This is a genomic window from Methylobacterium guangdongense, from assembly GCF_038442355.1.
GTDB classification, from domain to species: Bacteria; Pseudomonadota; Alphaproteobacteria; order Rhizobiales; family Beijerinckiaceae; genus Methylobacterium; species Methylobacterium guangdongense.
In genome coordinates this window covers 1-22,041 of the sequence record NZ_JBBXMX010000023.1, presented here as the reverse complement: position 1 = coordinate 22,041, position 22,041 = coordinate 1, and the positions used below count along the sequence as shown (strand labels likewise).

Sequence of the window (22,041 nt, the reverse complement as noted above, 5' to 3'; positions counted from 1 at the left end):
CGCCTCTCTGCGGGGGAGGGTGGGCCGGGCGTCAGGCCGGGTCGGGTCGAAGTCCCGCAAGGAGGGAGCTCGGGCAGCCCTTTGAAGGTGTTTGGCCGAGCGTGCATCGCGGGCACCGCGCGCCCTTTCCCGGACAGGTGGAGCGCCAGCGGAACCTGATCCGGATCCCGCATGAGACGTGCCGCGCCAGCGGCACAGGTCGATCCCGATCGACGCTTCGCGACGTCGTGCGCTGGGTCCCGGGTCGCATTCCGCTGACGCTGCATGCGCCCGGGAAAAGGGCGATGCATCCGATCAGACCGCCAAACCCCTTAAAAGGGCTGGGCCCGGCGCCTACTTCACCCGCCCCGCGAGCCAGTCGGCCAGCAGGTCCGCCACGGCGTCGCTGTTGGTCTCCAGCATCATCATGTGGCCGTTGCCGCGCAGGCCCCGGTCGGCCAGCTGGATCACGTCGGGCTTGGCGCCGGCCTGGGTCAGGAAGGCGGCCGTGCAGGCATCGTAGGTGGCGTGGAACGACGCCTCGGCGGTCACCAGCACCGTCGGAACCTTCGCGAGGTTCGGCAGGGTCCGGGCGGGCTCGCCCTGGAGCCAGCAGCGCACGTGCCCGTCCGCTCCCTTGCTCTCCGCCCCCTTGCCCTCCGCCCCCTTGCTCTCCACTCCCTTGGCCTCCTGCACGACCACCAGATCCTCGGGCGCCTTGACGGCCGGCGCGAAGGTCAGCGGCATGCGGGTCAGCCCGTAGGCGCGGGCGCGCCCGTCGCCCGCCTTCTCCCAGAAATCCTTGCCGCCCCGGAACTGCACGTCGAAGAACGGCGGCCCGCTCGGCTCGACCGCCAAATGCGCCTTCACGAGGTCGGGCCGGGCATCCGAGGCCGCCCAGCCGAACAGGGCCGCCTGGCCGTGGGTGAGCAGGACCGCCGGCCCGATCTTCTCGAGGAGCCCGACCAGCGCGGGGTCGACCCATTCCTCGGTCTGCTGGCTGTTGGCCAGGAACGGCACCTGGCTCGCGAAGAACTGGTCGAAGGCGACGTTGCCCTGCACGCCGGGCCCCCCGGGCCAGCGGGTGTGGAGCTTGGCCTGCGGATACAGGTCGTAGACCTCCGGGGCCGTGTGGGTCCGCTCCAGGCTGCGGGTCCCGAGGCGGTCGTAGGGTCCGTAGACCTCGGGATTGGTACCCGAGCGCCCGCGCCCGACCTGATCGACCACGTAGACCTGAAACCCCTTCTCGACGAAGCGCTGGACCCAACCCGGGCGCCCGTCCGCGGTGGCCAGGAAGTTCACGCCGGTCTGGGCGAGCCCGTGCACCATCACCACGGGGTAGGGCTGGGTGACCCGGGCCGGGGTCCGCGACTGCACGAACATCTGGCCGACCATCACGGTCTTGTCGCCAAGCTTCTGGTAGCGGCCGCCGATGTAGAAATAGCCCGCGCGGGTCACCGGCTCGGCCGGGGCCGGACCGGTGGATGACGCCGGGGGCGGGGCGGCCGGCGCGGGTGCCGGACCCTGAGCCGGCCCTTGAGCCGGCCCTTGCGCAGACCGCTGCACCGGCACGTCGGCCGGCACCGTCCCCTGCGCGTGGGCAGCCCCCGCGGCCACGGCCCATACCTGAACGGCGAGCAGCGCCGCGCGGGCGCCGTTCGCGATGCCGTTGCCGGCCATGCCGTTTCTCCCGGGTGCGCCCTTGCCCCGCGCGGGCGCTTATTGCGGGAAACGCAACGCTCGGCCACCGCAGAAAGCTGCACATCAGCCGGTTGCGCGGCCCGAGATCTCTGTTGTGTCACGACGTCTTGTAACGAGCCGGTCACCACGCTCGCAAAGCGCGCTCAAGCCGCACGCGTCACGGCACAGGTCAGAGGGCGATGCCCGAACCCAGGCGCATGCCAGATGCGACCTTGGCGGTGCTGGCGCCACGGCGCCCGCGCGCCCACCTTCCGTTCGTGCCGACGCCGTGCTCGCCGGCCGCTCGCCCGGATCCACCCGCGGATCCCTCGGGCGAGACCGAAGTTAAGGACCTCCATCGTGGACCCCGCAACCGCCAAGACCCTGGTCTCCGCCGCCCTGGTCGCCTCCATCACGCTGTTCAGCCTGGTGTCGTTCCAGGCGTTCTTCGCCCAGATCGCGGCCGACCTCCGGGCCGTGCGCGTCCCGGTGCGCGCCGACCGTCGCGATCCGCCGCAGGACTGATCGAAGTCCGGGGTTCCCCAAGGGCGAGCCCTTGGGCGGGTGCTCAGGGTGGAACCCTGAGATCGGACGAAGTCCGGCCCCACACGAAGTCTTGCCCCAGACGAAGTCCGGCACCAGGGCTCCGCCCTGGACCCGCGAAAGGGCGTGCCCCAGCCCTTTTAAGGTGTTTGAAGCTGTACTATCGCGTAGGAGCGCTGCCCCCCAGGCGCAGCGCTCTACCCGAAAACACTTTCTCGTGCAGTGGCTTGGTCGCTCCTCGACGATGCTGTTTCGGAGCGCGCCGTCCGGGATCAGCCGCTCGGGCGTAGAACGGCCGCGCTAAAGGCTCAGCCGCGCGCGTTGAAGCAGGCAAGAGAGAAGGGCCTGATTTCGTTCACAAGAAGCGCTCGCCCCTGCCCCGACTAAACACCTTAAAAGGGCTGGGGCAAGCCCTTTCGAAACCGGAACTTTGTCGGCGGGCCGGGCAGGGCCTCAGGTCTCGTTCTGACGGGCCCGTTCGCGCAGGATGAACTTCTGCACCTTGCCGGTGGAGGTCTTCGGCAATTCGCCGAACACCACGTGGCGGGGCAGCTTGTAGGATGCGAGCCGGCCCCGGCACCATTGGATCAGCTCGTCGGCGCTGGGCGAGGCCCCGGGCTTCAGCTCCACGAAGGCGCAGGGGGTCTCGCCCCACTTGGCGTCGGGCTTGGCCACCACGGCGGCGCCCGCCACCGCCGGGTGCTTGAACAGGGCGTCCTCGACCTCGATCGACGAGATGTTCTCGCCCCCTGAGATGATGATGTCCTTCGAGCGGTCCTTGAGCTGGACGTAGCCGTCCGGGTGCTTCACCCCGAGGTCGCCGGTGCGGAACCAGCCGCCCTTGAAGGCGGCCTGCGTGGCGGCCGGGTTCTTGAGGTAGCCGCGCATCACCACGTTGCCGCGCATCATCACCTCGCCGATCGTCGCCCCGTCGGCGGGCACCGGCTCCAGCGTGTCGGGATCGCGCACGTCGAGGGCCTCCAGCACCGGATAGCGCACGCCCTGGCGGGCCTTCCTGGCTGCCCGCTGGTCGGCCGCCAGCGCGTCCCAGTCGGCATGCCACGCGTTGACCACCGCCGGGCCGTAGCTCTCGGTCAGCCCGTAGAGGTGGGTCACGTCGAACCCCGCCTCCGACATGCCGGCGAGCACCGCCTCGGGGGGCGGCGCGGCCGCGGTGAAGAAGGCGACGCGCCGGGCCAGCTCCCGGCGCTCGGCATCGGGGGCGTTGATCAGCATCTGCATCACGATCGGCGCGCCGCAGAGATGCGTGACCCCGTGCTCGGCCATCAGCCGGTACATCGCGTCGGCCCGCACCTGCCGCAGGCAGACATGGGTGCCGGCCACGATCGACAGGGTCCAGGGGAAGCACCAGCCGTTGCAGTGGAACATCGGCAGGGTCCAGAGATAGACCGGGTGCTGCCCGAGCCCGCCCGTCACCACGTTGCCGAGCGCCAGCAGCGCCGCGCCGCGGTGGTGGTAGACCACGCCCTTCGGGTCGCCCGTGGTGCCCGAGGTGTAGTTCAGCGTGATCGCGTCCCACTCGTCCCCGGGCAGGGACCCCTCGTGCTCCGGGTCGCCGCCGGCGAGGAACGTCTCGTAATCGGTCGCGCCGAGCCGGTCGCCGGGGCCGTCATAGACCGGATCGTCGACGTCGATCACGAACGGCTTGGTGGCCAATCCCTCCAGCGCCGCGGCGGCGGTGCGGGAAAACTCCCGGTCGGTGATCAGCACCTGCGCCTCGCCGTGCTCCAGGCAGAAGCGGATCGCGGCGGCGTCGAGGCGGGTGTTGAGGGTGTTGAGCACGGCCCCGGTCATCGGCACGCCGTAGTGGCACTCGATCATCTCGGGGGTGTTGGCGAGGAGCGCCGCCACCGTGTCGCCGCGGCCGATCCCCCGGGCCGCCAGCGCCGACGCGAGGCGGCGGGCGCGGGCGTAGAGGTCCCGGTAGAGCCGCCGCAGGGTGCCGTGGATCACCGCGACGTGGTCGGGAAACACCCGCGCGGCCCGGTCGAGGTAGAGCAGGGGGGTCAGCGGCTGGTAATTGGCCGGCCCGCGATCGAGGTCGCGGTCGTAGATCGTATCGCGGGCCATCCCGTCCCTCCCGGCAAGTCTTTGCCGGGACAGTAGCTTGCCGGCGCGGACGGCTCCAGTCGTGGTTTCGAAAGGGCTGAGCCCTTTGGAAACCCGGCTCTAATGGCGCGATTCGTCCTCGGGCTCCGGCAGGAAGCGGGCGAGCTCGAAGCCGATCTCGATCATCAGGTGCTCGATCCGGTCCGTGAGCGCCGGCCGGTGCAGGGCGCGGGCGAGCTCGCGCAGGGCGATGATGTGCTCCGCCATCCGGTTCACCACGCGCTCGCTCTGCAGGAGGTTGACCGCCTGCTCCTCGGTCCGGTCGATCGCGATGCCGCGCCCCCGCGTGGCCCGGCCGTCCGGATCGCGCTCGATCCGGCCGCGCATCAGCAGCGTGCGGATGCCGGCGCGGCTGTCCCGGGTCCGGAACTCCGCCTCCATCGAACCGCCGATCGCCGCGGCCGCGTGGAGGTAGCTCTCGATCCGGACGCGATCGTCGGGATGCGTGCGGTCGAGGAAGGTTTCGAGGGAGACGCCGCTCGCGGCCGCCTCCGGGTCGAGACCGAGCAGCCCCGCCAAGGACGCCGAGAGGGCCAGCTGCCCGGCCCAGTAATCGTGGACCCACGTGCCGACCACCCCGGAGGCGTCGAGGACGGATTGCGGGATCGGGGCTTCGGCCATGCCATTCCTTGCAGGAGCGTCCGGAATTTTTAAACTTGAGGTTTTCAACCTCCACCGCCCCTCACTGTCAGCGCAGATAAGTTAGAGTATCGCCACGCTCATGGAAAGTCTCTTGACACATTTCAGGACAAATATCTTAACCTAAAGTTGAGCAATCGGGGGCGATACCCGATCAGCTGGTACAGCCCGGGCCGCGCCCGATCTTAACGAGCCGTTAACCATAACCGACACACCGTGGGTCGGGGCGTCCAGGGGCTCGTGATCGCAGACAGGTGCGACTCGATCACCTGAGGTTGACCCCGACGGCGCAGTGACCAGGAGTCGCACGCGCCCGGACGGATGCGCGGGGCCTTCTGGAGGACGCCCAGGATGAAAGCGATCACCTTCGTCACGCAGAAGGGCGGCAGCGGCAAGAGCACGCTGTGCATCTCCCTGGCGGTGGCCGCCCGGGAGGCGGGGCACACGGTCTGCATCCTGGAGATGGACCGGCAGGCCACGATCTCGGACTGGCTCGACCACCGCACCGTCGACGGCCCGGAGGTGGCGCAGATCGACGCCACGCAGATCGACGCCGTGATGGAGCGCCTGCGCGAATCCGCCTACGACTACGTGTTCATCGATACGCCCGGGGTCGATTCCACCGGCACGCTCTCGGCGATTCGCGCGGCCGATCTCTGCATCATCCCGTGCCGGCCGACCCCCGCGGACCTGCGGGCGTTCAAGCCGACGCTGGCGGCGGTCTACCGGCTGGAGAAGAAGTTCGCCTTCGTGCTGAACCAGACGCCGCCGCGCTCCTACCGGGTCCGCGACGCCGCGGACGGGCTCGCCGTGCTCGGCATCCTGCCCGACGTGAACATCGTCGCCCGCACCGACCACCAGGACGCGATCGGCCTCGGCCAGGGCGTCACCGAGTTCAACCCCAAGGGTCAGGCCGCCGGGGAGGTCCGCCGCCTCTGGTCCTGGATCGAGCGCCGCACGCAGTCCCTGAGGACGGGCCAGCATGTCCAAGCCGCCTAAGCTCAGCCTCGCGGCGATCGTCGCCTCGGCGAGCCCGCCGGTGAAGCCCCTCGCCCGATCCGCCCCGGCGCCCCGGCCGCAGGGTGCCGAGATCGTCGCGCTGGCCCTGGCACCCCCGGCGCCGAAGCCGGCGGCCACGCTGAAGCAGCGGGCCCGGCAGATGTCGGTGTATCTGGAACCGCCGGTCTACGACCAGCTCCGGGACCTCGCCTTCGCCGAGCGGACCAAGATGCACGCCCTGATGCTGGAGGGCCTGGACCTCCTGTTCAAGCAGCGCGGCGCCCGCTCGATCACGCAGCTGACCGAGACGCAGGGCCGCTGAGGCCGCCCCCCCGGGCCGACGGCCCGCCGAACGGTACGACGCCATGGGCCGCTTACCCGATCATCCGGGTGAGCGGCCCATGGCGTCATGCCGTCTGAACGACGGGCTTCGCGCGGGCGACCCCGGATTACCAGGGGCAGCGCCCCCGACGGCCCGACGGCGCCCTGCCTCAAGCGTGCGATCGGTTCGTCCGTCCGCGAGCCGCCGCATCGCCCCCCCCCGGACCGGCACGGCTCGATCGGCCCGGCCGCGCGGACGCCAGGGCCCGAATGCGCCTCAAATCAATATGACATTCTATAATTCCATCCTCATTCCAAAAAACTCTGTCGACTTGCCGGTCGAGACAGTATTAATTCGCGAACTCCGGGCGACTTGATTTTCCTTATGTTTTGCTGAATCAGGATCGATCAGCACAACATCATGTCAGTCGATCGCGAGTCCTTCCTTTGAACGAGCGCGCCCTGAATCCAGTGTTTCCCCGCGCCGCTCTGCGCTCCGGCATCGGATTGTCCGGGCGTGCGACGCTGATCGTCCTGGCGATCGTCTGCGCATCCTTCGTCGCCTGCGCGAGCTACATCTACGCCACGCAATCCGCGACCGTGCGGGCGAGCCTCGACACGAACATGGCGAACCTGAGCGCCGCATCGGCGAAGAGCGTCGGCAACTGGTTGCACGGCAAGGTGCAACTGATCCAGATCATGGCGCAACAGATCGCGCGCGCGGGCGTCGGGCCGCAGGCGGACGAGACCCTCGGCCTCGCGGTCCCGCGCGAGACCTTCATCAGCACCTATGTGGGGAGTCCGGACGGCGCCTACCGCGAAGTGCCGGCGACACCGACCCCCGACGGCTACGATCCGCGCACGCGCCCCTGGTACACGGATGCGCTGTCGGCAGGCGGGGCGATCCTGACCGAGCCCTACCGGTCGGTGGGCGAGACGGCCGATAAGGACAGCATCACCATTACGGCGGCGGCACCGATCCTGGACGCGACGCGCGCGCTGCGCGGCGTGATCGGCGGCGATTTCGACATCGCCGGCCTGGCGCGGATGATCGAGGAGGCCGAGGAATCCGGCACCGGCAGCTACAGCTACCTCGTGTCGGGTGCGGGCACGGTGCTGATTCACCCGCGCACGGATCTGGTCGGCAAGCCGATCACGGATCTGATCGCCGGGCCGCGCCCCAGGATCGCGCCCGGCCTCGTGACCGAGACGCGCGAGGGGGATCGGGCGACCTACACGGCCTTCGCCCGCGTCCCGAACCTGCCCCCGTCCCTCGACTGGTACGTCGCACTCTCGGTCGACCGCGCCCAGGCGGTCGCGCCGATCACGCGCATGGCCCGGGACATGGCGCTGTCGACCCTGATCGCCTTGGGCGTGGTCGCCCTCGTGGTCAGCCAGATGATGTCCCGCATCGTGGCGCGTCCGCTGAGCAGGCTGGTCGGCGGGCTGCAGCGGATGAGCGCGGGCGCGGTCGACGCCACGATCGCCGAGGCCCAGCGCCGGGACGAGATCGGGCAGGTCGGTCGGGCGGTGGAGGGCATCCGGGCGCTGGTGGCGCATAAGGCGCAGGAGCAGGCCGAGGCCCGGCATCACGCCGCCGAGGCGGCGGCGGCCGAGCGCCGGAGCGCGATGCTCGCCCTGGCCGACGGGTTCGAGCGGGCGGTGGGCGCGGTCACCCGCACGGTGGCGGCCGCGGTCGCGGCGCTGCAGGAGACTGCGCGGACGCTGAGCGCCAGCGCGGACGAGGCGGCCCTGCAATCGGCGGGGGTGGCCGCCGCGGCCGGGCAGGCCGCCGCCAACGTCCGGATGGTGGCGGCGGCCGCCGAGCAGCTCGGCGCGAGCGTGCAGGAGATCGCCGGGCAGGTGGAGGGCTCGTCGCGGCTCGCCCAGGCGGCGGTCGGCGAGGCGGACCGGACGGGCGGCCTGATGCAGGATCTGTCCGAGGCCGTGTCCCGGATCGGCGAGGCCGCCGGGCTGATCGCCTCGATCGCCGGCCAGACCAACCTGCTGGCGCTCAACGCCACGATCGAGGCGGCCCGGGCCGGCGAGGCGGGCCGGGGCTTCGCGGTGGTCGCCGCCGAGGTCAAGGCGCTGGCGGGCCAGACGGCGCGGGCCACCGAGGCGATCACCGGGCACATCGCGCGCATCCAGGGCTCGACCGGGCAGGCCGGCGCGGCGATCGGCGGCGTCGTCGAGCGCATCCGGGACCTCAACGCCGTGACGGGCTCGGTGGCGGCGGCGGTGGAGCAGCAGGGCGCGGCCACGCAGGAGATCGTGCGCAACGTCAGCCAGGCCGCGATCGGCACCGACGCGGTCACGGCCAACATCGCCGGCGTCGCCGATGCGGCCGGGCAGACCGGCACGGCCGCCCAGCAGGTCCTGGCCTCCGCGACCGAACTCGCCCGGCAATCCGACCGGCTCGGCCAGGAGGTCGCCCGCTTCCTCGAGACCGTCCGCGCGGCCTGACCGGCCCGTTGAGCCCCTGTCCTGAACCGGGGCCGCCGATAGCGTTCAGGCTTCCTTTACGCGACCGATACAAGTGTGGGTGGACCCGGCCGGTGCCTCTTCGCACGGCCGGCTCCGGTCCGCCGGACCCCGGTCACGCGTAGAGTTTGGTGATCCCCACGATGGTGCGCACGACGCTCCCCCGGCCTGCGCGCCTCGCCCTGCGGCTCCTGGCCGTCTCGGGCGTGGCCCTGGCCACGGCCAACTGCGCCACCCAGCCCCAGCAGAAGCTCGCCGGCGGCGGCAACGGCATCGATCCGAAATACGGGGTCAAGGCGAGCCCGCGCCTCTACAACGAGGGCGACGTCATCCCGAAGGGCGGCGGACGCCGCTACACCGGCAAGCCCTACGTGGTCGCCGGCCAGACCTACGTGCCCAAGGAGGACCCGCGGGGCTACGTACGGGAGGGCCTCGCCTCCTGGTACGGCTCCGCCTTCCACGGCCGCATGACCGCCAACGGCGAGGTGTTCGACCGCCACTCGATCGCGGCCGCCCATCCGACCCTGCCGCTGCCGAGCTACGCCCGGGTGACCAACCTCGACAACGGCTACTCGATGGTGGTGCGCGTCAACGACCGCGGCCCCTACCATGCCGGCCGGGTGATGGACGTCTCCGAGGAGGCGGCCGGCGCCCTCGGCTTCCACCGCCAGGGCACCGCGCATGTGCGCGTCGAGTATGTCGGCAAGGCCTCGGTCGCCGGCAGCGACGACCGCAAGCTGCTGGCGAGCCTCCGGACCGACGGCCGTCCGGCCGGACGCTCGGCCGTGATGGTGGCCGATCTCGGCCCCTCGGACGAGACCGAGCGCTACGAACGCTCCGCCCCCGCGCCCCTCGCCTTCAAGCCCGCCGAGGCGCGCGCCCAGGAGCGTGCGGAGCCCGAGACGGCGCCGGCGCCGCGGCCCGCGCCGATGCGCGCGCCGATCGTGCTGGCCTCGGCCGCCGTGACGGTCCCGGCGGCGGTACAGCCCACCGCCCCGCGGGTGCGGGAGTTCCGCCCGGCGCCGGTCGCCGCCGGCGCCAGCCTGAAGGTCGCCGGCCTGAACCCGGCCGCCATCGGCGCCGCGCCGGCGGCCGGCCACGGTTCGGCCGCGAAGGGTGCCGCGGCAAACCGCCTCGCCCTGGCGGAGGCCGGCCGGCGTCCGGCTTCGGCGCGCCTCGCCCAGGCACCCGCGCCGCTGCCGGGTTCGGCCAAGCTGGCCATGGCGCGCCTCGCCTCGGCGCCGGCCGCCGGAGGCCCCTCGGACAAGGGTCCCGCCAGGGGCGCGCCGCCGCGGCCTTCGCTGCATGCGGCCGCACCGCAGACGAGCCCGGCGACGGTCGCGGCGAGCGCCAAGGCGCCCAGAACGGCCCCCACCCAGACGGCGATGGCCAAGGCGGTGTTGGGCAAGGATGGGCCCGGCAAGGATGGGCCCGGCAAGGGCGCTCCGAAGGCGGCCCCGACCAAGACGGCGGCGGCCGGCGCGCGCCCGTCGCGCCTGGCCGGGATCTACTGACGCTCCGGCCTGCGGCACGGGTTCGGCCGCCGCTGAGACATTTCGCGTTCGATCCGTCGCCGAAACTGGAATATGGTCACGCTTGTTATTGGGATACGGCCGGCCCCCACCGGTCGAATGACAGGCGCGGGACGGAGCGGCGATGCGCAGGACTCTTCTCACCCTTCTCGCGGCCGCCTGCGCGCTGGGCGCCGGCCTCGCCGATGCCGCCGCGCAGGGCTTCCAGACCGCGGCGCCGCACGCGATCCTGATCGACGCCGATTCCGGCTCGGTCCTGTTCGAGAAGGCCGCCGACGAGCGCTTCTCCCCGGCCAGCATGGCCAAGCTGATGACCACCGACATCGTGTTCGAGGCGCTGAAATCCGGCCGCCTCTCCATGGACACGGAGTTCACCGTCACCGAGGACGCGTGGAAGCGGGGCGGGGCCGGGGGCGGCGGCTCGTCGATGTTCGCGCAGGTCAACAGCCGCATCAAGATGTCGGACCTGCTGCGCGGCCTGATCGTCCAGTCGGGCAACGACGCGGCGATCACCATCGCGGAGAACATGGCCGGGTCCGAGGAGGCCTTCGCCGCGCTGATGAACCAGCGCGCCAAAGAGATCGGGCTGACCAACTCGACCTTCCGCAACGCCACCGGCTACTCGGCGCCCGACCAGAAGGTCACGGCCCGGGACATGGCCAAGCTCGCCCTGCACATCATCGACACCTACCCGGATTACTACAAGATCTTCTCCGAGAAGGAGTTCACCTGGAACAAGATCCGCCAGCAGAACCGCAACCCGTTGCTCGCCCTCGATATCGGCGCGGACGGGCTCAAGACCGGTTATCTCGAGGAATCCGGCTACGCGCTGACCGGCTCGGCGGTGCAGAACGGCCAGCGGCTGGTGCTGGTGGTCTCGGGGCTGAAGACCGCCCGCGACCGCGCCTCCGAGGCGCGCAAGCTGATGGAATGGGGATTCCGCGCCTTCGAGCCCCGGCAGGTCTTCGCGCCCGGCGAGACCGTGGCCGAGGCCTCGGTGTTCGGCGGCCAGTCGGGCTCGGTGCCGCTGGTGGCCAAGAAGCCGGTGCGGGTGCTGCTGCCCCGCGGCTCCAGCGACCGGGTGAGCGCCAAGGCGATCTATACCGGCCCGCTCGTCGCCCCCGTGGAGGAGGGCCAGCGGGTCGGCGTGCTGCGCGTCCAGCGCGGCGACACGATCGCCCTCGATCAGCCGCTCTATGCCGGCGCCGCGGTGGAGCCCGGCACCCTGCCGCAGCGGGCGATGGATGCGGCGCTGGAATTCGGCACCGGCCTCGTGCGCAAGGCCCTCGACCGGGCCGGCAAGGGGGGCGACAAGGGGGGCGACAAGGCCGTGGCCGGGGCCGCCAACCCGTCGTGACCGTGCTGCCGTGACCCTGCCACGCATCGGAGGCTCCGCGGGCGCGCGGGGCGCCTTCATCAGCTTCGAGGGCGGGGAGGGGGCCGGCAAGTCGACCCAGATCGCCCGCCTCGCCGCGACCCTGCGGGCGCGCTCCGGACACGGCGTGTGCGTGACCCGCGAGCCCGGCGGCTCGCCGCGGGCGGAGGAGATCCGGACGGCGCTGCTCGGCGGGGTCGCCAAGCCCTACGGCCCCTTCGCCGAGGCCCTGCTGTTCAGCGCCGCGCGGATCGACCACCTCGACCGGCTGATCCGCCCGGCGCTCGGCCGGGGCGAGACCGTCCTGTGCGACCGCTTCATCGATTCGACCCGGGCCTACCAGGGGGCGGCCGGGGGCCTCGATGCCGCCGTGCTGGACGCCCTGGAGCGGGTCGTGGTCGGCCCGACCCGGCCCGACCTCACCCTGATCCTCGACCTCGACCCCGCGGCCGGCCTCGCCCGCGCGGCCGGCCGCGGCGCCCGGACGGGGCAGGGGGCCGACCGGTTCGAGGCGGAAAAGCTCGATTTCCACATCCGCCTGCGGGAGGCCTTCCTGGCGATCGCCCGGGCCGAGCCGGAGCGCTGCGCGGTGATCGATGCGAGCCGCGACCCCGATTCGGTCGAGGCCGCGATCCGCGACGCGGTGGCGGCGCGGCTGCCGGATCTGCTGCCGGGGGAGGGCGCGCGGGGGGATGCGGCGTGACCGGGCCGTACGGTTTGCGGCGCGTTCCGTCTGCGCTATCTTCGGGAGTGGGACCGGCGGGGGCTACCGCCGGTCCCTGGCATTCACCCGTTAAGGTGTAGCCAACTCAAGATCATGGGATGAATGGCGAGGCGGAGCTGTACACTCCACTCGCCATTCGCTTTCCTGGAGAATGCCAGAGAGAGAACCATTCTCTACACTCCCGGCCGCATCGGGCCGCGTGCGGCCGTCGCGGAGTGGGTTGGTGAGGCCCACCGTGCGAGGCCGATGCGCGACCGACCCCGAGGCGCTGGGCGCCGCCCGTCCACGTTTGTAAGCGGAGCCGTAGCGGGGTCGCCAGAGGGGCGGGACCCGCAGGGACGAGATTTCGGGACGCGCCATGAAGCCCATCGACCGCGCCGCCGACGACGTCGAGCCCGGCGACCTGCCCGGCATCCCGCGTCCGCGCGAGACCCTCACGCTCGTCGGCCACGCGGCCGCGGCGGAGTCCTTCGCGGCGTCGATCGCGGCGGGCCGCCTGCACCATGCGTGGCTGATCGCGGGCGCCCCCGGCATCGGCAAGGCGACGCTGGCCTACCGGGTCGCCCGCCGCCTGCTCGCCCATCCCGGAGGCGGGGGGCCGGCCGGGCTCGACGTGGCGCCGAACGACCCCGTCACCGGCAAGGTCGCGGGCCTGTCGCACCCGAACCTCGTGGCCCTGCGCCGCCACCGGGTGGCGGGCGCCAAGGCGCTGCCGACCAAGATCGCGGTCGACATGGTCCGCCGGGCGCTCGACTTGTTCGCGTCGACGGCCACCGATTCCGGCTGGCGGGTCTGCATCCTCGACAGCGCCGATGAGCTCAACGCCAACGCCGCCAACGCCCTGCTCAAGGTGCTGGAGGAGCCCCCGCCCCGGGCGCTGTTCCTGATCCTGTCGCACCAGCCCGGCCGGCTGCTCCCGACGATCCGCTCCCGCTGCCGGGCGCTGATGCTGCGCCCGCTGGCGCCGGAGGAGGTCGCCCGGGTGGTGCGCGCCCTGCCCGAGCCGTTCCCGCAGCCCGACGATTTGGCGCTCGCCCGGGCGGTGGCGCTGAGCGAGGGCTCGGTCGCCCGGGCGCTGGCGATGCTCGATCCGGTGACCGCCGGCCTCGTGGCGGAGGTGGAGACCCTGCTGGCGCGGGCGCGCAATCCCGATTGGGGCCGGGTGCTGAAGCTCGCCGAGACCCTGGCGGGGCGCGACGCGGAGGCGCGGTTCGAGGCCGCCCAGGACGCGGTGCTGCGCTTCGTCTCGGCCGAGCTCGACCGCCGCCGCGACGAGCCGCCGGTGCGCCTCGCGGCCCTGGTGGAGGTCGCCGAGCGGTTCGGCCGCGCCGCCCGGGAGGCGGCGATCTACAACCTCGACCGGCGCCCGGTGGTGCTGTCGCTGTTCGGGGACCTGGCGGAGGTGGCGTAGGGCGGTTCGTCGCGATCCCGCGCGTTCGCATCACCCCCGCGAAACTTTCCCGCCGCCGGGCCCGTAAGGACGCGCGCTGCCCCGCTCGTCGGGGCTCGGACGGAAGGAAACACGATGCCCACCCAGAACACCGGCCGCCGCACCGCCAAGGTGCTCGCCCTGACCCTCGCGCTCGGCCTCGGCGCCAGCGGCGCGGCCTACGCCAAGAACCCGATGGTCGGCGGCGCGCCGATGTACGCCCAGAAGACCATCGTGGAGAACGCGGTCAACTCGAAGGACCACACCACCCTGGTCGCCGCCGTGAAGGCCGCCGGCCTCGTCGACACGCTGAACGGCCCGGGCCCGTTCACGGTGTTCGCGCCCACCAATGCCGCCTTCGCCAAGCTGCCGCCGGGCACGGTGGAGAACCTCGTGCAGCCGCAGAACAAGGCGACGCTGACGAAGATCCTGACCTATCACGTCGTCCCGGGCGTCTACACCGCCAAGGACCTGATGGCGCTGGCCAAGAAGGGCGGCGGACAGGGCGTGCTGACCACCGTCGAGGGCGAGCCGCTCGCCGTCGAGGTGCAGGGCAAGAAGGTCCTGGTGACCGACCAGAAGGGCAACACCGCCACGGTGACCATCCCGAACGTCATGCAGTCGAACGGCGTCATCCACGTCATCAACGCCGTGCTGATGCCGTAAGGCGTAAAGGCCCGCGGCCCGCGAGGGCTGCGGGCCTCCGGTCATTCGGCGATCAGTTTGCCGGTGTAGATCACGGGACCCGTGGGCTGGCCGCTGGGCGAGCCTCCCGGCGGCTCGACCGAGACGGCGATCACCCCGTCCGGCGCCGCGCCGTGGGGCAGCCGCACCTGGCTGGGGACCCCGCCGACGAGGCCGAGGGGCTTCGGGCCTTCGGCGCCGACGTACCACAGTTCCAGGCTCCGCCCCGCGGGCGCATCGGCCCCGACCGGCCGGACCTGCGCGAGGCCGGTCCGCGTATCGACCCGCACGATCAGCGCCGGCACCGCCCCGCCCCCCTGCACGACGGCCAGATAGCGCCCGCCCGCCGGGCTCCGGGCGGGGCCGATCGCCACGAACAGCGCGAGGCCGGCGGCGAGCAGGCCGGATCCCGCCGCCGCGACCTGCCAGCGCCGCAGCCGGCGCCGCAGGTGGCGGAGCTGGTCCCCGGCCCCATCGGCCCCGTCGGGCAGCGCGCGCAGCAGCGCCGCGCGGACCCGCGGCGGCGGCGCCACGGGCGGCACGGCCCCCATCAGCGGCGCCAGACGCCGCTCCCAGGCGTGGATGCGGCCGGCCGTCTCGGGGTCGCCGGCCGCATCGCGCTCCAGGGCCGCCCGCTCCTGGGCGTCGAGCGTCCCGAGGGCGTATTCGGCCGCCCGCAGCTCGGGATCGGGCATCGGCCCCGGGCCGGGCGCACCGCCGCCGCTCACGAGACCGCCTCCAGGCAGGTCTTGAGGCCGGCGAGCGACCGGTGCAGCCAGGTCTTGATCGTGTTGACCGGCCTGTCGAAGTGCCGGGCGAGGTCCTCCCGCGATTGCCCCTCGCAATAGGCCAGCACCACGCAGTCCCGGTGCAGGGGATCGAGCCGGCCGAGGCAGGCCAGGAGGGCGCTCCGGTCTAGGAACGCCGCCCCCCCGTCATGCGGATCGATCAGCCGCGCCACCCAATCCTCGCCATCGTCCAGGTCCGGCCCCTGATGTTCGACAACCCGCCGCACGCTGTCGATGGCGCGGTTGCGGGCGATGGTGCAGAGCCAGGGCAGCGGCGGCCCGGCCTCCGGCCTATAGGTGCCCGCCGCCTGCCAGATGCGCATGTAGACGTCCTGCAGCACGTCCTCGGCCGAGGCCCGATCGCGCTGGATACGCAGGATCAGGCCATAGAGTTTCGGGCTCGTGCGATCGTAGAGTTCGGCCAGCCGGTCCGCCTCTCCGCGGGCGATCCCCGCAAGCAGCCGCCGCAGCGTGGCGTCGTCGGCCAAGGTCGCTCCCCACAGATGTCGAGACGCCTTCGATCGGACGCCCATCCGGATCCTGCTTTAGACCAAGCTTCGGCGTCGTGACGAGACTTTTGGTGGGGTGATCGGGTCGCGGGATTGGATTTTCGGACGTCGAGTCCATGGCTCTCTGCCGGTGCAGAGTGGATTGGCGCGGAATCACCCGCACCGGATGTCCCGCGCAGGGTCCAGGCATTGATGCGGCGTGCAGAACGGATGCGATCACACCATGCGCGCTCGGCGACCCCGTTGAGGTTGCCGAGCGGTTCGGCCCGGCCGCCCGAGAGGCGGCCATCTGTAACCTCAAACGGCAGCCGGTGGTGCTGTCGCTGTTCGGGGATCTGATGGAGTCGGGGTAGGGGCGGGCTGGGATCGACCCAAACCGTCTGTGCAATCGATCCGGGCGTTCCCGAAAGCGGGCAGGCGTCGGCAGATTGGTAAGTTCGGCTCTGGGTGGATTTTTGTCGTTCCGCTTTTGGGCGACGGATCTATTAAAGCAGACGTAGAAACAGAGTTTGTTTACGATCTTTTTTCGAGCCGAGGAAAACTTAAGCAATTCGACTTCGTTTTATCCTATCTCAGCGTCGAAATTGCCGCTCATGAATTGCATAATCATTATCCTCAAACGCGAATGCCGAAGAACGATATGTTTGGCACTTTTTATGCTCACCAATTAGAAGGTCGTTGATGAAGCACGTCTCCGTAACATAGTCGAACGGCTTTATTTGACGCCCCGTCACTGCCGCTTCAAGCTGTTTCGGTGCCTTACGCCCGCAGTCCATAAATCCGAGGTCTTCAGCAGCGATCCGTACCTCCTTGTGATACGACCCGTCCGCGAACGTGGCTTTTGTCAGTCGATTAAGGTCGCCATCATTACTCATGGGGTAGACTTTTGGGCGCTCCTCGCTCCACTTAGGTGTATCTGGCCGCATGAAGATGCCGTCGCCTACGTCCTTTGTGGGGATCTCACTGAAGATCGCGGCCGGCAGGCTGTCTTCGAGGTGCCAGTACTTTGCCGATCCTGTCGGTCGCCATTTGGATAATTCATCACGCACGACGGGGGGCACTGGCACCCGGACAACACCCCGGCAGACGAGCGAACCACTTCTGCGCCAAGCTTTCGTCGGATCCGCAACCATCTCAGGAGTGGCATCGCTGGTGATTGCCATGCGCTCCGTTAGCTTCTGATCAAGGAGGTAAGGCGGGATCAGATTGTCTGGGCCTCGCATCTTGAATGCCCTGTACTCCGACGCGGTGGCTCGATTGATCCGAGCACCATGGAAGACGATCTGCGCACGCGGGCTGACGTAGGCATCCTGGGTGACGTAGGCGAGGCCGTGCGAGAGGCTGCTTGCGTCGTCGTACCAAATCACGAACGGTAGCCAGTCCCGAGCGATCCTCCCGTTATCCGTGGTGCCTCCATGACAAGCGGAATACATATCACTGCCAGGGAAAGTCTCCATGGACAAGGCATGGCCATCTGGAATTGCCCAAGCATATTGAACGGGGTCAATGGACCTGCCTCTGTTTCCTAAACCGCCGCCGATGATGTAGCCACGGCGCCCGTTGCAACCGACAACAACATCAATGCCGACGGGACGACCCATTTTATCGGAAATATCTACGGTCAAGCGATAATAAAACTCGTACGGATCGCGTCTTAGCTGCTCCCACTCGTACCATGACCAGGCGCCGATGCTGGTGATTACCCCCACGCAGATTAGGGCGACGATTTTACCGGGAGGCTCGCTTTTAGCAGCCCCTTCGATGTTTGGTTTGTGAGTTGGCCAATTAGTCGCTACAAATAAACCTATTACTACAGCCCCGGCTATCAGTGGAAAATATAATATAAAAAGCAATTCGCCCATTATTTCACTATCCAGATGAAATTCGTATGAGGTAACCTTAGCTGGACGATGGACAGATAGAATTTTCTGGTCAAGGGCGGTAAATTACCCTGCGTTGAGAATGCTGGACCGCTGACGGATGTCCGCTTTTGAGAAGTGCCGCCCCTTCGTCCACGCGGCTGGGTTGGGTCGGAAGCGGAATGGCGGCTTGGGGTAGAACTACGCCGGACCACTGCAGCCCTTGACAATGTTCCTATTTTGTGCTCATTAGCCGCCACCTGTCCGCGGCACTCCGGGAGCAATCCCGGGGCGTCCTTCGGGGGCCTGCCCGGTGGCTGACCGGGCGGGTCTGCGGATGGGGCGGTGCCCGCGTCGGTGGCTCTCAGCCGCCATCGCCCCGGGCGGCGGAACCGGTACAGGGCGTGCTCGGATGCGGGGCGTGAGAAACAACGCTGAACCCGGCGGGGGGAGGAAATGACCCCCGCGCCGACCCCCTTCTGGGCCGACCCCACGTGACCTGCGGACCCGTCCACTACGAGGCGGGTAAACGGCTGGAAGGCCACAGCGCATTGCGGGTTCCGGCGGTGCCAGCACCGCGTCCGAGACCGTCTGCCGGCGAGTCGCAGGACCGGGCCGTCGCGAAGACACCGCGACGAGAAAGACGGCACCGGCCGGGGACCATGCCCGGTCGATGCCGCGGGCGCCGCGGGGACCGGATCCCGCGCGTTTTTGGCCGACACCTGGGTTCCCGCGGCGTCCCGCGTCCCTCGGGTTGTAGGTTCTTGGGCCATGCCCCCGGCACCGCAGGCGGGTGGGGACGATGACGCATGTCCGGATGGGGCCGTATCCGGGTCGTGCCGGGCGGGCCTTGCACCGGTTGCGTCCCGGCCGCTGCCGCGCGACAACGCGGGCAGCTTTTCGCGATGATCCGGAACACCACAGACGTGACGTCCAACGCCCCGGCGCAGCCCCAAAAGACCTTCGGCCTCTCGACCGCGATCTCCTATCCCAACGGCGCGCCCCATATCGGCCACGCCTACGAGGTGATCGCCGCCGACGCGATCGCGCGCTTCCACCGGCTCGACGGCTACGACGTGCTGTTCTCCACCGGCACGGACGAGCACGGCCTCAAGATCCAGCAGGCCGCGACCCGGGCCGGCACCACCCCGCGCGCCTACGTCGACGGCACGGCCGCCCGGTTCCAGGCCATGGCCGACCGGATGGACTGCGCCTACGACCGCTTCATCCGCACCACCGAGCCCGGCCATTACGAAGCCGCCCAGGCAATCTGGCGGCGGATGGAGGCCAAGGGCGACATCTACCTCGACAAGTATGCCGGCTGGTACTCGGTCCGCGACGAGGCCTATTACGACGAAGCCGAGACCCGCCTCCTGGAGGACGGCAGCCGCCGCAGCCTCGCCACCGACACGCCGGTCGTGTGGATGGAGGAGGAGAATTTTCTGTTCCGGCTCTCCGCCTACCAGGACCGGCTGCTGAAACTCTATGAAGACCAGCCCGGCTTCATCGGGCCGGAAACCCGGAAGAACGAGGTGGCGAGCTTCGTGCGCTCCGGCCTCAAGGACCTCTCGGTCAGCCGCACCAATTTCGACTGGGGCGTGCCGGTGCCGGGGCATCCGAACCACGTGATGTACGTGTGGGTCGATGCGCTGACCAACTATCTGACGGTGACGGGCTTCCCCGACCCGGAGAACCCCCAAAAAAGATTCTGGCCGATGGATCTGCACATCATCGGCAAGGACATCGTGCGGTTCCACGCGGTGTACTGGCCGGCCTTCCTGATGTCGGCCGGGCTGCCCCTGCCCAAGCGCGTCTTCGGCCACGGCTTCCTGCTCTCCAAGGGCGAGAAGATGTCGAAGTCGCTCGGCAACGTCCTCGATCCGTTCGAGCTCGCCGACACCTACGGGGTCGACCCGGTGCGCTACTTCGTGCTGCGCGAGGTGCCGTTCGGCGGCGACGGCAGCTACAGCCATGAGGCGATCATCGGCCGGATCAACGCCGACCTCGCCAACGATCTCGGCAACCTCGCCCAGCGCTCGCTCTCGATGGTGGCCAAGAACTGCGACGGCGCGGTGCCGGATCCGGGCGCCCTCGACGCGGCCGACACGGCACTCCTGGCGCAGGCCGATGCCCTGCCGGAGCGGGCCCGCACCCTGATGGGCGATCTGGCGCTGCACAGCATCCTGGCCGAGATCTGGGCGGTGGTGGCCGAGGCGAACCGCTACTTCGCGGCGCAGGAGCCGTGGAAGTTGCGCAAGTCCGACCCGGCGCGGATGAACGCGGTGCTCTACACGACGCTGGAGAGCTTGCGCGTCTTCGGCATCCTGACCCAGCCCTTCGTGCCGGGGGCGGCGGCCAAACTCCTCGACCTGCTGGCGGTGCCGGTTGACCGGCGCCAGCTCGCCGATGTGGGGGAGGGGGGACGCCTCGTGCCCGGCACGGCGCTCCCGGCCCCCGCGCCGATCTTCCCGCGCTTCGAGCGCCCCGAAGCCCCTGCTGCCTGAGTCCCTTGCCGCCTGACGACCCGATGCTCATCGACAGCCACTGCCACCTCGACTTCCCGGACTTCTCCGCCGACCTGCCCGGCGTGATCGCCCGCGCCAGGGCGGCTGGCGTGACCGGCATGCTCACGATCTCGACCCGGGTCGCCCGGGCCGACACCTACCGGGCGATCGCCGAGGCCCACGGGGAAGTCTGGCACACGGTCGGCACCCATCCGGACGGCGCCGCCGAGGAGCCGGACGTGCCCGCTGAGACGATCGCGGCGCTCGCCAAGGGCAGCCCGCGCTGCGTCGGGATCGGCGAGGCGGGGCTCGACTACCACTACCCCGACGCCGCCCCCGAGGCCGTGCAGGAGCGGGTGCTGCGCGCCCATATCGAGGCCTCCCGCCAGACCGGCCTGCCGCTGGTGATCCACGCCCGCGACGCCGACGACCACATGGAGCGGGTGCTGACCGACGAGATGGCCCGCGCCCCGTTCCGGGCGGTGCTGCACTGCTTCTCCTCCGGCCCCCGGCTGGCGGAGGCCGGGGTGGCGCTGGGGCTGTACGTGTCGTTCTCCGGAATCGTCACCTTCCGGCGCTCGCACGACCTGCGCGCCATCGCCCGATCGGTGCCCCTCGACCGGATCCTGGTGGAGACCGACGCGCCGTTCCTCGCCCCCGAACCCCATCGCGGGCGGACCAACGAGCCGGCCTACACCGCCGACACCGCCCGGTCCCTGGCCGGGACCCTGGGGCTCGCCCCGGAGGAGCTGGCCCGGATCACCACGGCGAACTTTTTCGCATTGTTCGACAAGGCCGCCGGACCACGTCCGGATGCCGCGTGACGGGTTAGGAGCAGGAGATCCGGATGGCGAGCCTGACCCTGCGCATCCTCGGCTGCGGTTCGTCGGGCGGCGTCCCGCGGGTCGGCAGCGGCTGGGGTGCCTGCGATCCGGAGGACCCGCGCAACCGCCGGCGGCGCTGCTCGATCCTGGTGGAGCGCGTGTCGGGGGCCGGGCGGACGACGCTGCTGGTCGACACCTCGCCCGACCTGCGCGAGCAGCTCCTCGATGCCGACGTGCGGCGCCTGGATGCCGTCCTGTATACCCACGCCCACGCCGACCACACCCACGGGATCGACGACCTGCGCCCGCTGGTCATCGCCATGCGGGGCCGCATCCCGGTCTACGCCGATGCCCTGACCCGGTCGCTGCTCACCGCCCGGTTCGGCTATTGCTTCGAGACGCCCCCCGGGAGCGCCTATCCGCCGATCCTCGACCTGCGCGAACTGGCCGCCGACAGCGACCTGTCGCTGCCGGGGGAGGGCGGCTCGATCACGGTGGAGGCGCTTCCCGTCGAGCACGGCAACGAGGCCGCCCTGGGCTTCCGCTTCGGCAACGCGGCCTACATGCCCGATGTCAGCCTGATCCCGGACGCCAGTTTGGCCCGGCTCCACGGGCTCGACCTGCTGATCATCGATGCCCTGCGCGACACGCCGCATCCGACGCATTTCTCAGTCTCGGACGCACTGGACCTGATCGCCGAGGTGAAGCCGCGGCGGGCCGTGCTGACCAACCTGCACACCGATCTCGATTACGCGACCCTGGCGGCGCGCCTGCCGGAAAGCATCGTGCCGGCCTATGACGGCATGAACCTCAGCCTCGACGCCTGACCCTATCAATCGAAGGGCGAATCGGGCGTCACACGCCCGTCGTCGGCCGAGTCCAAGAAAATCGGCTTTCCCGCCAAGAAGCCTGTTGACGGGTCGGGATGGTGGATCTATACCCCGGTTCATCGGCGCCGGCCGCGGAAGTGGACCGGGCGCTGAGCCATCTTCTGACAAGCGGCGGGACTGGCCGGCGAAGTAGCCGGGCGGGCCTCTG

Annotated in this window: 18 protein-coding genes; 12 read left to right on the top strand and 6 right to left on the bottom strand. The window is 70.3% G+C overall.

From position 1 onward, the window contains the following. Positions 1-333: 333 nt before the first annotated feature. Positions 334-1,659: an alpha/beta hydrolase gene (locus tag AAHG09_RS27070; RefSeq protein ID WP_342110646.1), complete on the bottom strand. Its 1,326-nt coding sequence runs from the start codon at positions 1,657-1,659 to the stop codon at positions 334-336. 360 nt (positions 1,660-2,019) lie between these two features. Between AAHG09_RS27070 and AAHG09_RS27065 the strand changes: the two genes are divergently transcribed. Further along, positions 2,020-2,184, top strand: a complete 165-nt coding sequence (locus tag AAHG09_RS27065) for a hypothetical protein (RefSeq protein ID WP_342110645.1) — start codon at positions 2,020-2,022, stop codon at positions 2,182-2,184. Between the two features lie 471 nt (positions 2,185-2,655). Here AAHG09_RS27065 and AAHG09_RS27060 read toward each other — a convergent pair whose 3' ends face one another. Continuing rightward, positions 2,656-4,293, bottom strand: a complete 1,638-nt coding sequence (locus AAHG09_RS27060) for an acyl-CoA synthetase (protein WP_342110644.1) — start codon at positions 4,291-4,293, stop codon at positions 2,656-2,658. Positions 4,294-4,392: 99 nt separating this feature from the next. Beyond that, the gene (locus AAHG09_RS27055) at positions 4,393-4,953 is read right to left on the bottom strand and encodes a PAS domain-containing protein (protein WP_342110643.1); all 561 of its coding nucleotides are present in this window, start codon (positions 4,951-4,953) and stop codon (positions 4,393-4,395) included. Positions 4,954-5,322: 369 nt separating this feature from the next. On the opposite strand from AAHG09_RS27055, the gene AAHG09_RS27050 reads away from it, so the two are divergent. The 8 genes from AAHG09_RS27050 to AAHG09_RS27015 all read left to right on the top strand — a co-directional run bounded on the left by AAHG09_RS27050 (position 5,323) and on the right by AAHG09_RS27015 (position 14,501). Continuing rightward, positions 5,323-5,970 carry a ParA family protein gene (locus AAHG09_RS27050; RefSeq protein WP_342110641.1) on the top strand — a complete coding sequence of 216 codons (648 nt, stop codon included), beginning with the start codon at positions 5,323-5,325 and terminating at the stop codon, positions 5,968-5,970. Continuing rightward, positions 5,954-6,292, top strand: a complete 339-nt coding sequence (locus tag AAHG09_RS27045) for a ribbon-helix-helix domain-containing protein (RefSeq protein WP_342110639.1) — start codon at positions 5,954-5,956, stop codon at positions 6,290-6,292. The genes AAHG09_RS27050 and AAHG09_RS27045 overlap by 17 nt, the downstream gene beginning before the upstream one ends. A 446-nt stretch (positions 6,293-6,738) precedes the next feature. Next, positions 6,739-8,757: a methyl-accepting chemotaxis protein gene (locus tag AAHG09_RS27040; RefSeq protein WP_342110637.1), complete on the top strand. Its 2,019-nt coding sequence runs from the start codon at positions 6,739-6,741 to the stop codon at positions 8,755-8,757. Between the two features lie 161 nt (positions 8,758-8,918). Next, positions 8,919-10,289, top strand: coding sequence for a septal ring lytic transglycosylase RlpA family protein (locus AAHG09_RS27035; protein ID WP_342110635.1), 1,371 nt, complete (start codon positions 8,919-8,921; stop codon positions 10,287-10,289). A 142-nt stretch (positions 10,290-10,431) separates the two neighbouring features. Beyond that, positions 10,432-11,664, top strand: coding sequence for a D-alanyl-D-alanine carboxypeptidase family protein (locus tag AAHG09_RS27030; RefSeq protein ID WP_342110633.1), 1,233 nt, complete (start codon positions 10,432-10,434; stop codon positions 11,662-11,664). A gap of 10 nt (positions 11,665-11,674) precedes the next feature. After that, complete coding sequence (gene tmk, locus AAHG09_RS27025; protein ID WP_342110631.1) at positions 11,675-12,385, top strand: dTMP kinase; 711 nt, start codon at positions 11,675-11,677, stop codon at positions 12,383-12,385. Positions 12,386-12,764: 379 nt separating this feature from the next. Continuing rightward, on the top strand, positions 12,765-13,817 hold the full coding sequence (locus tag AAHG09_RS27020) for a DNA polymerase III subunit delta' (RefSeq protein WP_342110629.1): 1,053 nt from the start codon (positions 12,765-12,767) through the stop codon (positions 13,815-13,817). A gap of 114 nt (positions 13,818-13,931) precedes the next feature. Beyond that, positions 13,932-14,501: a fasciclin domain-containing protein gene (locus AAHG09_RS27015; RefSeq protein ID WP_342110627.1), complete on the top strand. Its 570-nt coding sequence runs from the start codon at positions 13,932-13,934 to the stop codon at positions 14,499-14,501. Positions 14,502-14,542: 41 nt separating this feature from the next. Here the strand turns inward: AAHG09_RS27015 and AAHG09_RS27010 are convergent, their stop codons facing one another. The 3 genes from AAHG09_RS27010 to AAHG09_RS27000 form a co-directional block, all read right to left on the bottom strand. Beyond that, positions 14,543-15,247: an anti-sigma factor gene (locus tag AAHG09_RS27010; protein ID WP_342110626.1), complete on the bottom strand. Its 705-nt coding sequence runs from the start codon at positions 15,245-15,247 to the stop codon at positions 14,543-14,545. Next, positions 15,244-15,795, bottom strand: a complete 552-nt coding sequence (locus tag AAHG09_RS27005; RefSeq protein ID WP_342110625.1) for a sigma-70 family RNA polymerase sigma factor — start codon at positions 15,793-15,795, stop codon at positions 15,244-15,246. Before AAHG09_RS27005 ends, AAHG09_RS27010 begins: the two co-directional genes overlap by 4 nt. A 593-nt stretch (positions 15,796-16,388) precedes the next feature. Further along, on the bottom strand, positions 16,389-17,678 hold the full coding sequence (locus AAHG09_RS27000; protein ID WP_342110624.1) for a hypothetical protein: 1,290 nt from the start codon (positions 17,676-17,678) through the stop codon (positions 16,389-16,391). 923 nt (positions 17,679-18,601) lie between these two features. Between AAHG09_RS27000 and metG the strand changes: the two genes are divergently transcribed. The 3 genes from metG to AAHG09_RS26985 are packed head-to-tail and all read left to right on the top strand — an operon-like array spanning position 18,602 to position 21,830. Next, complete coding sequence (metG, locus tag AAHG09_RS26995; protein WP_342110622.1) at positions 18,602-20,179, top strand: methionine--tRNA ligase; 1,578 nt, start codon at positions 18,602-18,604, stop codon at positions 20,177-20,179. A gap of 23 nt (positions 20,180-20,202) precedes the next feature. Further along, positions 20,203-21,003, top strand: a complete 801-nt coding sequence (locus AAHG09_RS26990) for a TatD family hydrolase (RefSeq protein ID WP_342110620.1) — start codon at positions 20,203-20,205, stop codon at positions 21,001-21,003. Between the two features lie 23 nt (positions 21,004-21,026). Further along, positions 21,027-21,830: an MBL fold metallo-hydrolase gene (locus AAHG09_RS26985; RefSeq protein ID WP_342110619.1), complete on the top strand. Its 804-nt coding sequence runs from the start codon at positions 21,027-21,029 to the stop codon at positions 21,828-21,830. The last annotated feature ends 211 nt before the right edge of the window (positions 21,831-22,041 follow it).